We start from the raw sequence: 13,869 nt of genomic DNA on the forward strand, positions 1-13,869 counted from the left end.
GAGCCCCCCATGTCCCGATTCCTCGCCTACCTGACCCCCGCCGTCGGCCACACGCTGCCCTACGTGCCCGGGCTGCTGGAGCTCCAGCGGCGCGGGCACGAGGTGCACGTCCGCGCGCTGCCGTCCCTGGTCGAGGCGCTCCGCGCCGCCGGCCTCACCACCGAGCCGCTGCCCGCCGAGGTGCTCGAGGTGGAGGTGACCGACTACCTCGCGACCACCGACAGCGACCGGCTCCACGCCGGCCAGGTCGACCTCATGCGTCGCGGTCGGTTCAACGGACCCGACCTCGCGAGGGCCGTGGCGGACCTCGCACCGGACGCCCTCCTCGTCGACTCGATCGCGTACGGCGCGATGGCCCGTGCCGCTGCGTCCGGCCTGCCGTGGGCCATGCTGATCCCGTCGGTGCTGCCGTGGCCCGGGCGGGGCGTGCCGCCGTACGGGCTCGGCCTGCCGCCGCGGCGCGGACCGGTCGGCCGGTTGCGCGACGCCGTGCTGTAGAAGGCCGTGGAACGGGCCTTCGGCAAGGCGATGATGCCCGGCTTCAACGAGCTGCGTCGCGACGCCGGGCTGCCCGAGCAGCGCTCGGTGCTCGAGGTCTACACCGAGGCGACGGCGGTCATCACGCTGACGGCCGAGCCGCTCGAGTACCCGCGGACCGACCTCCCGCCCCACATGCACCTCGTCGGCACCCAGCCCTGGGACGTCCCGACCGCCCGGCCCGACTACCTCGACGAGCCCGGCGACCCCTGGGTGCTGGTCACCTGCTCGACCGAGTACCAGGGTGACCAGGACCTCGCCCGGGTGGCGGTCGAGGCGCTGCGCGACGAGCCGGTGCGGGTGCTGGTCACCCTCGCCGACGCCTTCGAGGACACGACGCTCCCCGACGCGGCGAACGTGCGGGTCGAGCGGTTCGTGCCGCACGGGCACGTGCTGCCCGAGGCCGCCGTCGTCGTGTGCCACGGCGGCATGGGCATCGTGACGAAGGCGGCCTCGGCGGGCGTGCCGATGGTCGTCGTGCCGTTCGGTCGCGACCAGCCCGAGGTCGCGAGGCGCGTCACGGAGGCCGGGGCCGGCATCAGCCTGAAGCCGAAGCAGCTCACCGCGGAACGGTTGCGCGACGCCGTACGGCAGGCGCGGGCCCTCGCGCCCGCGGCGCGTGCCGTCGCCGAGCAGCTCGACCCGGCCGGCTCGCCGGCGCGGTTCGCCGATGCCGCGGAGACGCTGCTGCCCGTCGAGCGGCTCAGGCCGACAGGCCGGCCACGCGGCTGAGGAGCCGCTGCTCCTCGTCCTCCGTGAGCGGTACGGCGAGCGCTGCCAGCCACACGCGCAGCTCACCGGGGCGCAGGTCCCTGTGCTCGGTGGGGGCGCCCGGCCGTCGTACGGTCACGTGGGTGGCGGTCACCGTGACGTGCCGGCCCTCCTCGTGCCGGGTGATCATCAAGGTGCTGCGGAAGTGCGAGGCCGGGAAGGTGCTCGTGTAGTGGTGGCCGATGACCACGTCGACCGGTCGCACGGGCAGCTCGTCGGTGGTGTGGGTGACCTCCCAGTCGCCGTCGCGCAGCCGCAGCAGCTGCCAGCCGCCCTCCTCGTCGAGACGCACGCGGTAGGGCCAACCGCGCTGGTCGCTCTCGGCGCCGTCGACCAGCGGCACGGGACGCAGCAGGCTCATGCCGAAGCCCGGGTCGCAGAGCAGCCGCTCGCCGTCGAGGAGCACCTCGACGGTCATGTGGGTGCGACCCTGCACGCTGCCCGTGGCGGGGTCGCCGACCCGGCCCAGGTGACGGCGCACCTCGTAGCCGAGTCGCTCGAGCGCCGCCGCGAACACCGTCGAGTGCTCGAAGCAGTAGCCGCCGCGCCCCCGGCCGACGAACTTCTCGTTCAGCACGGCGAGGGTGACGCCGGGATGGGCGTCCAGCAGCACGTCGATGTTGTCGAAGGTGAAGGTGCGCACGTGAGCCTCGTGCAACGCGTCGAGCCCGGCCCGGCCCGGCGGCTCGGCGGCCACGCCGAGCCGGGCCAGGTAGCCGTCGAGGTCGAGCTCGTCGATCTGCCACGGGCTCTCGGTCATGCGGCGATCGTAGGGTGCGGTGCATGACTGTCCGCCAGCTCCGCCTCGTCGTCCACGCCTCCGACTACGAAGGCGCCCTCGCCTTCTTCCGCGACTCCCTCGGCATGCCGCAGGCCGAGGCCTTCTCCGGCCCCGGCGGCGCCGAGGTCACGATCCTCGACGCCGGACGCGCGACGCTGGAGCTCTGCAACGACGCCCAGATCGACTACATCGACGAGGTCGAGGTCGGCAGCCGGGTCGCTCCGCACTTCCGGGTCGCCCTGGAGGTCGACGACTGCGAGGCCGCGACCGCGGCGGCGCTCGAGGGTGGGGCGATGCCGGTAGCGCCGCCCACCCTCACGCCGTGGCAGTCGCTCAACGCCCGCTTCGACGCACCCGGAGAGGTGCACCTGACGCTCTTCCAGGGCGACTGATCAGCCCAGGTTGCGGCGGGTCACGTCGGGGCGGGTGCCCTCGCGGTTGAGGTCCATCCCCACCTCGACCGTCATCCCGAGCTCGATGCCCTCGGCCCGCCGTACGTCCGTGCGGAGCGGCAGCAGGTAGCGGCCGTCCTTCGGGAAGAGCGCGGTCGTGAAGCGCGTGTCGCCGATGACGACGACGACCGGCACCTGGCCCCAGTACTCCAGGCCCTTCGCGGCGTCCTTGACGTCGTCGCTGTCGTCGGCCGGGATGTCGGCGTAGAAGAACGGCGCGGGCCCCCGCCACTCGATCACGCTCGCCGAGAACTCGAACTCCACGCGCCGAGCGTAGTTGACCGCGCCGACGGTGACACGCGACCGTGACAGCACTACTGTCACGGTCATGACCGACCTCGTCCTGGCCGAGACCGCTGAGCGCATCGCGACCATCACCCTCAACCGACCCGAGGCGCGCAACGCCATCGACGGCGACCTCCTCGAGCAGCTCGTGGCCGCCGCCGCGTCCGCCGAGGCCGACGACGAGGTGGACGTGCTGGTGCTCACCGGCGCCGACCCGGCCTTCTGCGCCGGCCTCGACCTCAAGGCCGTGGGCTCCGGCGACCCCCGCCTCTTCGACACCCGGCCGCGACCGGACCAGGCCGTGCGCGACCGCGGACCGCTCCCGCGCCTCACCAAGCCGGTCATCGGCGCGATCAACGGTGCGGCGATCACCGGCGGCTTCGAGCTCGCGCTGGCCTGCGACTTCCTCGTCGCCTCGGAGCGGGCGCGCTTCGCCGACACCCACGCCCGGGTCGGGCTGCAGCCCTGGTGGGGCCTGAGCGTGCTGCTGCCCCAGGCGGTGGGAGTACGGCGGGCCCGCGAGCTCAGCGCGACCGGCAACTTCCTCGACGCGCAGACCGCGCAGGCCTGGGGCCTGGTCAACCACGTGGTGCCGCACGACGACCTCCTGCCCGCGGCGCGCCGGCTGGCCGCCGACATCGTGTCGAGCGACCAGTCGGCCGTGCGCCGCCTCTTCGACACCTACGCCGACGGTGCCCTGCTCGCCGGCGGCGACGCATGGCTCCTCGAGGCGCAGGTGGCCGAGTCGTGGAGCGCCGGCGTCGACCCGTCCGGCTTCGAGCAGCGCCGGCAGGCCGTCACCGACCGCGGCCGCACCCAGGCGCAGGCCGCCTCACCGCGGGACTGACGCCTCCTCGACGTAGACCGTGCCCCCGAGGGCGAGGAACTCCGCCGACTTCTGCTCCATCTCCGCCCCGAACCGCTCGCGCACATCCTGGCTGATCCGCATCGAGCAGAACTTCGGGCCGCACATCGAGCAGAAGTGCGCCGTCTTGGCCCCCTCCGCCGGCAGCGTCTCGTCGTGGAACGACTCCGCCGTCACGGGGTCGAGGGAGAGCGCGAACTGGTCGTGCCAGCGGAACTCGAACCGCGCCCGCGACAGTGCGTCGTCCCAGTCGCGCGCGCCCGGGTGGCCCTTGGCGACGTCGGCCGCGTGGGCAGCGAGCTTGTAGGTGATCACGCCCGTCTTCACGTCGTCGCGGTCGGGCAGGCCGAGGTGCTCCTTGGGCGTGACGTAGCAGAGCATCGCGGTGCCGTGCATCGCGATCGTCGCCGCACCGATGGCGCTGGTGATGTGGTCGTAGCCGGGCGCGACGTCGGTCGCGAGCGGGCCGAGCGTGTAGAACGGCGCACCGTGGCACCAGTCCTGCTGGAGCCGGACGTTCTCCTCGACCAGGTGCAGCGGCACGTGGCCGGGCCCCTCGACCATCACCTGCACGTCGTGATCCCAGGCGCGACCGGTCAGCTCGGCGAGGGTGCGCAGCTCGGCGAGCTGCGCGGCGTCGTTGGCGTCGGCGGTGCTGCCCGGACGGAGCCCGTCGCCGAGGGAGAAGCTGACGTCGTACTGCCGGAAGATCGCGCACAGGTCGTCGAAGTGCGTGTAGAGGAAGTTCTCCTCGTGGTGCGCGAGGCACCACCCGGCCATGATCGAGCCGCCACGGGAGACGATGCCCGTGACGCGGTTCGCGGTGAGCGGCACGTGCGCGAGGAGCACGCCGGCATGGATCGTCATGTAGTCGACCCCCTGCTCGCACTGCTCGATCACGGTGTCACGGAAGATCTCCCAGGTGAGCCGGTCGGCCTCGCCGTCGACCTTCTCGAGCGCCTGGTAGATCGGAACGGTGCCGATCGGGACCGGGCTGTTGCGCACGATCCACTCGCGCGTGGTGTGGATGTCGTCGCCGGTGCTGAGGTCCATGACGGTGTCGGCGCCCCAGGTGATCGCGTGGGTGAGCTTGTCGACCTCCTCGGCGATGGAGGAGGTGACGGCGCTGTTGCCGATGTTGGCGTTGATCTTCACCAGGAAGCGCCGGCCGATCACCATCGGCTCGCACTCCGGGTGGTTGACGTTGGCCGGGATGATCGCGCGCCCGGCGGCCACCTCGCTGCGCACCAGCTCCACGTCGCAGCACTCGCGAGCGGCGACGTAGCGCATCTCCTCGGTGACGATGCCGGCGCGCGCGTAGGCGAGCTGGGTGACCGCCCGCCCGGTGGACCGGCGGGGCGGGCGCTGCGCGCCGCGCCACTCACCGCGGGCCTCGCCGCGGCGGACGGCCGCGCGGCCGTTGTCGACGAGGCGGGTCTCCCGGCCGTCGTACTCCTCGGTGTCGGCGCGGCCCGCGATCCACGGGGCCCGCAGCGGCGGGAGGCCCTGCTGGGGATCGCTGCCCGGGCCCTCGGTGCAGTAGCGGTCGAACGTCTCACCGTTGGTGAGCGCGACCCGCGTGAACGGGACGCGCAGGTCGCCGACCTCGATGCGGGTGTGGGCGGGGTGGACGGTCACGGGCGTGCTCCTTCGGGGATGGTGTGGGCGACGGGCCCTCGGCCACGGCCGAGCTGCCAGTCCTGGCTGACGAGCAGCTGCTGGGCGACGAAGGCCGCCGCCGCGTCAGCTGCGGTGCCGAGGTCGGCACCGTGGGCGAGGTGGGCCGCGAGGGCGCTGCTGTAGGTGCAGCCGGTGCCGTGGTCGTTGGTGGTCACGACGGCACCGCCGCGGGTGACGAGCAGGCCGGGGTGGTCCGGGCGACCGAGCGCCTCGAGCTCGTCCTCGTTGGGCGTGACCACGTCGGCGATCGGAAACAGGTGCTCCTCGTAGGCGGCGATCATCGCCGGGCCGGCGAGGGTGGCGCCGGTGGAGGCGCGGAGCACCGGGTCCACCACGAGGAGGGGTCGTGTGCCTGAGCACGACCTCAGGCGGGTGCTCAGGCACACGACCGCGGCGGGGGTGGCCAGCACCCCCGTCTTGACCACCGCGACCGGCAGGTCGTCGAGCACCGCGTCGAGCTGGGCCGCCACCACCTCCGCCGGCACCGGGTGGATCGCCCGGATGCCGCGGGTGTCCTGGGCGGTCACGGCCGTGACCACGCACGCGCCGTGCACGCCGAGCGCGGCGAACGTGGCCAGGTCGGCGGCGATCCCTGCCCCGCCCCCGGAGTCGGTCGCGGCGACGGTGAGCACCACGGGCGGGGTCACCGGAGCACCTCGAGGAGCCGTCGCACGACGCCGGCCGGATCGGGCGCGCGCATGACCTCACCCATCACGGCGACCCCGCGGGCGCCGGCGCCGACCGCCTCCGCTGCGTTGGCAGCGGTGACGCCGCCGAGCGCGTAGGTCGGCAGGGGCAGGCCGGCGTACTCCTCGATCGGGAGGGGTGGGCCGTAGCCGGGCTTGCTCCCGCTGAGGGCGTACGGCGACAGCGTGGCCCAGCGCGCGCCCTCCTCCGCCGCGCGGGCGACCTCGGCCCGGCTGTGGCAGGAGCGCCCGAACCGGCCGACGACCACCGGCTGGTGCGCCGCGAGGTGGACGCCGTGCGCGGCGGGGTCGTCGAGACGGCTCGAGACCACGGTCAGGCCCTCGATCGCGGCCAGCGCCGCCACCAGCGCGTGCCGCCGCGCTGGCGGGAGGTCGTGCTCGCGCACGAGGACCGCCCCCAGCCCGGCTTCGACACACTCGCGGACGGTCCGCAGCAGACCTCGCCCGAGGGCCAGCTGGGCCCGGTCGGTCACCACCACGAGGCGGGTCACGAGATCCGCCCGGACATCGGGGAGGAGGCACGGGCGGTGGAACGGCGCGGGATCCGGCCGGCCCCACGGGCGGCGTGGCCCGCAGCCACCGCCAGCCGCAGGGCGCCGGCCATCGCCACCGGGTCGTCGGCACGGGTGATCGCCGTGGCGACCAGGACCGCGTCGCAGCCCAGCTCCATCGCGAGCGCGGCGTCGCTGGCGGTGCCGACGCCGGCGTCGAGCACGACCGGCACCGCGACCGCGGCCCGGACCGTCTCGATGGCGTGCGGGTTGAGGACCCCGAGCCCGGACCCGATCGGCGACCCGAGCGGCATGACGGCCGCACAGCCGACGTCCGCCAGCCGGCGGGCCAGCACCGGGTCGTCGGTGGTGTAGGGCAGCACGGTGAACCCGCGTCGGACCAGCTGGTCGGCCGCGTCCAGCAGGCCGACCGCGTCGGGGAGCAACGACGCCTCGTCGCCGACCACCTCGAGCTTGACCCAGTCGGTCTCCAGCGCCTCGCGCGCCAGCTCGGCGGTCAGCACCGCCTCACGTGCGGAGAGACACCCGGCGGTGTTGGGCAGGACCGGCACGCCGTAGCGCCGGAGCACCGAGAGCAAGCCGCCGTCACGGGTCGACGAGGTGCGGCGCACCGAGACGGTGACCAGCCCGGGCTCGGCCGCCGCGAGCACCGGCTCCAGGAGCGCGAGGCTCGGCAGCCCGCCCGTGCCCAGGAGGAGCCGCGAGGAGAGGGCGCGCCCGGCGATCGTGAGCGGCGTCATCCTCCTTGCACCGCCGTCACGACCTCGACGACGTCGCCCTCCACGAGCCGCCGCCGCGGCCAGTCGGCGCGCGGGACGACCACCCCGCCGACGGCCACGGCGACGCCGCGCGGGCACGGGTCGGCGAGACGGGTGGCGAGCAGGTCGGCGATCGTCCCGCGGTGGGTCTCGGTCTCGCCGTTGACGGTGATGCTCATCGGGCTCCTTCCAGGAGTCGGCGGGGGTCGAGCGGCGCCCGGACGGCGCCGGTCTCGAGGTGGTCGGCCACGAGCCGTGCGGTGAGCGGCGCGAGCAGGACGCCGTGGCGGTAGTGGCCGGCAGCGAGCACGACGCCGTCGGCGACCGGTCCGACGAGCGGCAGGTTGTCCGGCGTCCCCGGCCGGTCGCGGGCGACCGCCTCGACCAGCTCGGCGCGGTCGAGCGCCGGCCAGAGCAGCCGGGCCGCCGCGAGCAGCCGCGCCACCCCTCCCGCCGTGACGACCGGCGCCGCGTCGTGCTCCTCGCTGGTCGCGCCGACGACGACCTCACCCGTCGGCCGCGGCACCAGGTAGACCGGTTCGCCGTAGACCCAGCCGCGCACGGTGCGCCGCGGCGGGTCGTCGGAGCGCAGCCGCAGGATCTCGCCGCGGACACCCCGCACCATCGAGGAGTACGGCGGCGGCAGCCACGCGCCCGTCGCGAGGACCGTGACGTCGTGGTGGCCCCCGGGGTCGGCCGGGACGACCGGCACCCGGTCCAGGAGCGCGGCCACCACGGCACGCGCGTCGACGCTGGCCTCGTCGGGGAGCAGCGCCACACCCTCCTCGCGCCACTCGACCGCGGCACCGTGCCGCTCGAGCAGCGCGACCTGCCGGGCGACCTGCTGGCGGTCGCCGGCGTCATGACCGACGAGCAGGGTGCCGGTGGCGTGCAGGGGCACGCCGAGGGCGTCGGCGAGGTCCGGCCAGAGCGCGAGGGACTCCCGTCCCAGCTCCAGCAGCGCCGCCTCGCCGTGCCACAGCTCGGCCGACGGGCTGAGCATCCCCGCCGCGGCGAAGGAGGCACCGCTCCCCGGCGCGGGGTCGATCACGGTCACCTCGTGCCCGCGGCGCCGCAGCTCGGCGGCGACCGCCAGGCCCACGATCCCGGCGCCCAGGATCCTGGCGCGCACCTCAGGCTCCGAGGGCCGCGGCCAGCTCCTTCGCTGCTGCGACCGGGTCCGGATGTCGCCAGATCCCGCCGATGACGGCGACCCCGTGCGCGCCCGCGAGGAGGACCCGCGGCGCACGCTCCGCATCGATGCCACCGATGGCGACCAGCGGCAGGACGCCGGCCGCGGCGGCGACCGCGGCCGGGCCGATCGGCGCGGGCAGGCCGGCCTTGCTCGTCGTCGCGAAGACCGGCCCGATCCCGGCGTAGTCGGCGCCGTCGAGCGCCGCGCGCACGACCGCTTCACGCGTCCGGCAGGTCGCGCCCACGATCAGGTCGGGTGCGACCCGCCGCGCGTCGGCGACGGGCAGGTCGGTCGCGCCGAGGTGCACGCCGTGCGCCCCCGATGCAAGCGCCACGTCGAGGCGGTCGTTGACGATCACGCGCGCGCCGCTGCCGGCGACGGCCCCGAGCACCCGTTCGGTCAGGGCGAGGAGGGCGCGGCCGCCGTACTCCTTGGCGCGCACCTGGAAGCCGTCGACCCCGGCCTCCGCCAACGCCGACAGCAACGAGTGGTCGTCCTTGTCGGAGACCAGGCAGGTGAGGCGCGGGACCTCGACGACACGACGCATGGGACTGCTCCTTCGCTTCCTGCGCCGGCATGACCCGGATCAGGTTCGACGGTCGGAGCGGCTCCAGCTCCCTCTCAGCCCGCTGCCGCGGACTCCCGTGGTGGATGTGCCTCCACGCTAGCGCAGGTCATGCGGAGAGCGTCGACCGCTCCCGGAGGTGACGCCGTACGGCGAGCGCCGCGGCCCGTCCCGCGCGGTTGCCGCCGATCGTGCTCGCGGACGGTCCGTAACCGACCAGCTGGACACGCGGGTCGACCACGGAGGTGACCGCGGTCTGCACGTCCTTGCCGACCATCTCCAGCGCGATCCCGCCGAGCGGGCTCCGCAGGCGGAGCGGCGCCAGGTGCGTCACGGCCGGGCGGAAGCCCGTCGCCCAGAGGATCACGTCGACGGGTTCGAACGACCCATCGGCCCAGCGCACCCCGTCCGGCTCGATCCGCTCGAACATCGGCCGCCGGGCGTCGTACACCCCGAGGCGCGCGGCCTCCTGCTCCTGCGGGCGCAGGCCCAGCCCGGTCACGCTGACGACGCTCGCGGGCGGCAGGCCGGCGGCGACCCGTTGCTGCACCAGGGTGATCGCGTCACGACCCGCGTGCTCGCCCCACTCCTCGCGCCACACGGGCGGGCGGCGGGTCACCCAGAGCACGTCGGTCAGCGGCGCGAGCTCGCCGAGGAACTGCACGGCCGACGCGCCTCCGCCGACGACCAGGACCCGCTTGCCCGCGAAGTGCTCCGGGCCCGGGTAGTCGACCGTGTGGAGCTGCTCGCCGAGGAACGTCTCCGCGCCCGGGTACGACGGCACGAAGGGCCGCGTCCAGGTGCCGGTCGCGTTGACGAGGGTGCGCGTGGTCCAGGTGCGCGCGTCCGCCCGGACGACGAGGAGGTCGCCCGCGCTCTCGACGCGGTCGACCCGGACCGGCCGCAGGACCGGCAGGTCGAACGCACGCTCGTAGGCGCCGAACCAGCCGGGGATCACGACGTTGGCCCGGTCGCCGCCGCGGCCGGGGGCGGGACCGTCGGGCAGGTCGGCCACGCCGTGCACGTCGTCCATCGACAGCGAGTCCCAGCGGTGCTGCCACGCGCCGCCCGGCCCCTCGTCGGCGTCGAGCACGACGTGGTCGATGCCGAGGCGACGGAGGTGGAAGGACGCCGACAGGCCGGCCTGCCCTGCGCCGATCACGAGGGAGTCGGACACGTGCATGACACGTCAACCAACGCCGGACGCGGCGTATGCCCGACCCGCGGGCGCGCGTATCCTCGCTGACCGTGGCTGAAGCAGAGTTCCGTTACTCCGACCTCCTCCCGACCGGCAAGGACGACACCCCTTACCGCCTCGTGACCACCGAGGGCGTCTCGACGTTCGAGGCCGACGGGCAGACGTTCCTGAAGGTCGACCCGGCGGCGATCCAGCGGCTCACCGCCGAGGCGATGCACGACATCAGCCATTACCTGCGGCCCGCGCACCTGGCGCAGCTGCGCAAGATCATCGACGACCCGGAGGCGTCCGGAAACGACCGCTTCGTCGCTCTCGACCTGCTCAAGAACGTCAACATCTCGGCCGGCGGCGTGCTGCCCATGTGCCAGGACACCGGCACCGCGATCGTGATGGGCAAGAAGTCCGAGGGCGTGCTCACCGGCGCCGACGACGCCGAGGCGATCAGCCGGGGCGTGTTCGACGCCTACACCCGGCTCAACCTCCGCTACAGCCAGCTCGCACCGCTGACCACCTACGAGGAGAAGAACACCGGCACCAACCTGCCGGCGCAGATCGAGCTCTACTCGACCGCGCAGGGCGAGAAGGGACCGGAGTACAAGTTCCTCTTCATGGCCAAGGGCGGCGGCTCGGCCAACAAGTCCTTCCTCTTCCAGGAGACCAAGGCGATCCTCAATCCGAAGCGGATGCTGAGCTTCCTCGACGAGAAGATCCGCTCCCTCGGCACAGCGGCCTGCCCGCCGTACCACCTCGCGATCGTGATCGGCGGCACCAGCGCGGAGTTCGCCCTCAAGACCGCCAAGTACGCCAGCGCGCACTACCTCGACAACCTCCCCACCGAAGGCTCCATGAGCGCCCACGGGTTCCGCGACAAGGAGCTCGAGGAGGAGGTCTTCAAGCTGACCCAGTCCTTCGGCATCGGCGCGCAGTTCGGCGGCAAGTACTTCTGCCACGACGTCCGCGTGGTGCGCCTGCCCCGCCACGGCGCGAGCTGCCCGGTCGCCATCGCCGTCTCGTGCTCCGCCGACCGCCAGGCGCTCGGCAAGATCACCGCCGAGGGCGTCTTCCTCGAGCAGCTCGAGACCGACCCGGCGCAGTACCTCCCCGACACCGAGGAGCAGCACCTCATCCAGGGCGGCGAGGTCGTGAAGATCGACCTCACCCAGCCGATGAGCGACATCCTCGCGACGCTCGCGCAGCACCCGGTCAAGACCCGGCTCTCGCTGACCGGCCCGCTCGTCGTCGCGCGCGACATCGCGCACGCCAAGATCCAGGAGCGCCTCGACGCGGGCGAGGACATGCCGCAGTACCTCAAGGACCACCCGGTCTACTACGCCGGCCCTGCCAAGACGCCCGAGGGCTTCGCGTCCGGATCGTTCGGCCCGACCACGGCCGGCCGGATGGACTCCTACGTGAAGTCCTTCCAGGCCGCGGGAGGCTCGATGGTGATGCTCGCCAAGGGCAACCGGAGCAAGCAGGTCACCGAGGCGTGCGCCGAGTACGGCGGCTTCTACCTCGGCTCCATCGGCGGCCCCGCCGCGCGGCTGGCCCAGGACTGCATCAAGTCGGTCGAGGTGCTGGAGTATCCCGAGCTCGGCATGGAGGCCGTCTGGAAGATCGAGGTCGAGGACTTCCCCGCCTTCATCGTCGTCGACGACAAGGGCAACGACTTCTTCACCGATCCCTCCGGCGCCGTCACCGTCCCCATCAGCGGCATCCGAGTGCGCTCCGCGGAGTAGCCCGGACGTCATACGCCCGTCGACCTGTACGTCGATGCACGTATGACGTCTCACGCGGCCAACCCGGGTGCCCAGCCTGCGCGCCGCAACGCGTCCTCGATCTGCTGGAAGAACGCGTCCGGGCACAGCCGCAGCCCGAGGACCGGGAGCCGCAGCACGGTGTCGCCGTCGAGGGCGACGGTGTTGTGGCGCAGCGCGTCCGCGACGAGGTGCTGCGCCCAGGCGTGGTGTATGCCGTCGACCTCGACCACGGTCCTCCACCGCCGCCACCGGAAGTCGAGGTAGTAGGAGCCGCCGGGAGTGCGCCGCAGCGCCTGCTGCCCGGGCTCGGGGAGCCCGCGCTCACGGCAGCCCCGGAGCACGTCGAGCTCGCCGAGCGATCCGGCACCTCCCGACAGGTCGACGAGCACCGTCCCGAGCAGCGTCCGTCGCCGGTCGCGCTTGACGAGCATCGCCGCCTCGGCGATCTCCTCCACCCGCGCGAGCCCCTGCTGCACGGTCATGGTGACCAGCAACTGTGCCTGCCGGTCGGAGCGCGCCCAGAGGCACGCGCGCACGGCCGCCACCGGTGTGCGCGAGCGTGGCACGGGCGTGAGCACGACGTCCTGCGGGTCCCACCGCCGCGTCTGGCGGATGTCGATGCCTGTCCCACGGTGCCGCACGCGGGCGCCGCGCGGCACGCTCAGCCGGATCGCATGCGGCGTGTAGTGCTGCAGGCCGGCAGCGACGAGCGACGACTCACCGTCGACGTACGCCCTCGGGCCCGCCTCGAGCACCGCGGCCCAGAGACGGGTGAGGTCGGACAGCGGTCCGGTGTGGAGCACGACGCAGTGCACGCCCAACGACTGCCATCGCCGGGCGTCGAGGTTGGCGCCGATGTGTGCCGCGGTCAGTCCGAGCGCGTGCAGCTGCTCGCGGGTGACGACGTGGCCCTGCTCCGCGGCCTTCTCGGCAGCACTCCGGGCCACGGCCAGACGGCGCTCGCGGGTGCCCCTCCTCGCCTCTTCCATGCGCTCACGATCCGCGAAGCGGTCGACGATCGACCCCGCGTCGTACCTCTGCTGTGGACGGCGGGGCTCACGAGCCGGCCCTGTGGACGTCCGACGGCCCCGCCCGCTCAGGACGGACCGTGGTTGGGTGACCCCATGGAGCCCGTCGCCCGAGACGTCACCGACCGCGGCGAGCTGGTGCTGCGACGCCGCGACGACGGGCACCTCGAGCTGCGGGCCAACGGGGTGTTCGTGATGGACACCCTCGAGCACACCTCCGAGGACGCCCTCGCCGCACGTGCCCTCGCTGTGGCGGGTCCCGGGTCGCTCTCCGTCCTCGTCGGCGGGCTCGGCCTCGGCTACACCCTGGCCGCCACGCTGGCGAACGACCGCGTGACCCGCTGCGTCGTCGCGGAGATCGAGCCCGCCCTGGTCGGGTGGCTCCGCGACGGCACCGTCCCCCACGGACCCGGCCTCCTGGCCGACCCGCGCGTCGAGGTGGTCGTCGGCGACGTGGCCGACGCGCTGCGCTCGGCGCGCGAGGAGTACGACGTCGTGCTGCTCGACGTCGACAACGGCCCCGCTTTCCTGGTGCACGACGACAACGCGAGGCTCTACGGCGTGCCGTTGCTCACCGCCGCCCGGGACGCCTTGCGACCCGGCGGCACCCTCGTCGTGTGGTCGGCCGCAGCAGCGCCCGATCTCGAGGCTGCCCTGCGGCACGTGCTCGGCAACGCGGCCGAGGAGCGCTGTCCCGTGCCCGCGCACGGCCGGGTCGGCGACTACTTCCTCTACCTGGCCCGTCGTCCGGCCTGAGAGGGAGGCCCGCCCCTGGGTA

The 13,869-nt window shown here is 73.8% G+C and carries 17 protein-coding genes and 1 riboswitch; of the genes, 6 read left to right on the plus strand and 11 right to left on the minus strand.

Annotation, left to right across the window (positions count from 1 at the left end; all coding sequences use genetic code 11):
• Positions 1-9 precede the first annotated feature (9 nt).
• Positions 10-498, plus strand: coding sequence for a glycosyltransferase family protein (locus ACAX67_RS12730; protein WP_370704220.1), 489 nt, complete (start codon positions 10-12; stop codon positions 496-498).
• A 6-nt stretch (positions 499-504) separates the two neighbouring features.
• Positions 505-1,269 (plus strand): glycosyltransferase, encoded by a 765-nt coding sequence (locus ACAX67_RS12735; RefSeq protein WP_370704221.1) that lies wholly within the window; start codon positions 505-507, stop codon positions 1,267-1,269.
• On the opposite strand, the gene ACAX67_RS12740 is transcribed toward ACAX67_RS12735, so the two are convergent.
• Entirely contained in the window at positions 1,241-2,068 is an 828-nt protein-coding gene (locus ACAX67_RS12740) for an arylamine N-acetyltransferase family protein (protein ID WP_370704222.1), read from the minus strand. The two genes, ACAX67_RS12735 and ACAX67_RS12740, sit on opposite strands and share 29 nt — an antisense overlap.
• 23 nt (positions 2,069-2,091) lie before the next feature.
• Here ACAX67_RS12740 and ACAX67_RS12745 point away from each other — a divergent pair, with 23 nt between their 5' ends.
• Positions 2,092-2,481: a VOC family protein gene (locus ACAX67_RS12745; RefSeq protein WP_370704223.1), complete on the plus strand. Its 390-nt coding sequence runs from the start codon at positions 2,092-2,094 to the stop codon at positions 2,479-2,481.
• Here the strand turns inward: ACAX67_RS12745 and ACAX67_RS12750 are convergent, their stop codons facing one another.
• Positions 2,482-2,805: a DUF1905 domain-containing protein gene (locus ACAX67_RS12750; protein WP_370704224.1), complete on the minus strand. Its 324-nt coding sequence runs from the start codon at positions 2,803-2,805 to the stop codon at positions 2,482-2,484. It abuts the gene before it with no gap.
• Positions 2,806-2,869: 64 nt separating this feature from the next.
• Between ACAX67_RS12750 and ACAX67_RS12755 the strand changes: the two genes are divergently transcribed.
• Positions 2,870-3,673 (plus strand): enoyl-CoA hydratase, encoded by an 804-nt coding sequence (locus tag ACAX67_RS12755; protein WP_370704225.1) that lies wholly within the window; start codon positions 2,870-2,872, stop codon positions 3,671-3,673.
• On the opposite strand, the gene thiC is transcribed toward ACAX67_RS12755, so the two are convergent.
• The 8 genes from thiC to ACAX67_RS12795 form a co-directional block, all read right to left on the minus strand.
• Positions 3,659-5,329 (minus strand): phosphomethylpyrimidine synthase ThiC, encoded by a 1,671-nt coding sequence (gene thiC / locus ACAX67_RS12760; RefSeq protein WP_370704226.1) that lies wholly within the window; start codon positions 5,327-5,329, stop codon positions 3,659-3,661. The two genes, ACAX67_RS12755 and thiC, sit on opposite strands and share 15 nt — an antisense overlap.
• Positions 5,326-6,018 carry a hydroxymethylpyrimidine/phosphomethylpyrimidine kinase gene (locus tag ACAX67_RS12765; RefSeq protein WP_370704227.1) on the minus strand — a complete coding sequence of 231 codons (693 nt, stop codon included), beginning with the start codon at positions 6,016-6,018 and terminating at the stop codon, positions 5,326-5,328. The genes thiC and ACAX67_RS12765 overlap by 4 nt, the downstream gene beginning before the upstream one ends.
• Complete coding sequence (locus tag ACAX67_RS12770; RefSeq protein WP_370704228.1) at positions 6,015-6,569, minus strand: thiamine phosphate synthase; 555 nt, start codon at positions 6,567-6,569, stop codon at positions 6,015-6,017. Before ACAX67_RS12770 ends, ACAX67_RS12765 begins: the two co-directional genes overlap by 4 nt.
• Positions 6,566-7,330, minus strand: a complete 765-nt coding sequence (locus ACAX67_RS12775) for a thiazole synthase (RefSeq protein ID WP_370704229.1) — start codon at positions 7,328-7,330, stop codon at positions 6,566-6,568. The genes ACAX67_RS12770 and ACAX67_RS12775 overlap by 4 nt, the downstream gene beginning before the upstream one ends.
• Positions 7,327-7,527, minus strand: coding sequence for a sulfur carrier protein ThiS (gene thiS, locus ACAX67_RS12780; RefSeq protein ID WP_370704230.1), 201 nt, complete (start codon positions 7,525-7,527; stop codon positions 7,327-7,329). Before thiS ends, ACAX67_RS12775 begins: the two co-directional genes overlap by 4 nt.
• Positions 7,524-8,480, minus strand: a complete 957-nt coding sequence (locus ACAX67_RS12785) for an FAD-dependent oxidoreductase (RefSeq protein WP_370704231.1) — start codon at positions 8,478-8,480, stop codon at positions 7,524-7,526. The genes thiS and ACAX67_RS12785 overlap by 4 nt, the downstream gene beginning before the upstream one ends.
• Position 8,481: 1 nt before the next feature.
• Positions 8,482-9,090 (minus strand): thiamine phosphate synthase, encoded by a 609-nt coding sequence (gene thiE, locus ACAX67_RS12790; RefSeq protein ID WP_370704232.1) that lies wholly within the window; start codon positions 9,088-9,090, stop codon positions 8,482-8,484.
• Positions 9,088-9,199: riboswitch (TPP riboswitch) on the minus strand. (Overlaps the previous gene by 3 nt.)
• 18 nt (positions 9,200-9,217) lie before the next feature.
• Positions 9,218-10,291: an NAD(P)-binding domain-containing protein gene (locus tag ACAX67_RS12795; protein ID WP_370704233.1), complete on the minus strand. Its 1,074-nt coding sequence runs from the start codon at positions 10,289-10,291 to the stop codon at positions 9,218-9,220.
• Positions 10,292-10,356: 65 nt separating this feature from the next.
• Here ACAX67_RS12795 and ACAX67_RS12800 point away from each other — a divergent pair, with 65 nt between their 5' ends.
• Entirely contained in the window at positions 10,357-12,042 is a 1,686-nt protein-coding gene (locus tag ACAX67_RS12800; protein WP_527891020.1) for a FumA C-terminus/TtdB family hydratase beta subunit, read from the plus strand.
• Positions 12,043-12,092: 50 nt separating this feature from the next.
• On the opposite strand, the gene ACAX67_RS12805 is transcribed toward ACAX67_RS12800, so the two are convergent.
• Complete coding sequence (locus ACAX67_RS12805; protein ID WP_370704235.1) at positions 12,093-13,052, minus strand: DUF559 domain-containing protein; 960 nt, start codon at positions 13,050-13,052, stop codon at positions 12,093-12,095.
• A 135-nt stretch (positions 13,053-13,187) separates the two neighbouring features.
• On the opposite strand from ACAX67_RS12805, the gene ACAX67_RS12810 reads away from it, so the two are divergent.
• Positions 13,188-13,847 carry a spermidine synthase gene (locus ACAX67_RS12810; protein ID WP_370704236.1) on the plus strand — a complete coding sequence of 220 codons (660 nt, stop codon included), beginning with the start codon at positions 13,188-13,190 and terminating at the stop codon, positions 13,845-13,847.
• Positions 13,848-13,869 lie beyond the last annotated feature (22 nt).

Source organism: Nocardioides candidus, from assembly GCF_041321175.1.
GTDB lineage: Bacteria > Actinomycetota > Actinomycetes > Propionibacteriales > Nocardioidaceae > Nocardioides.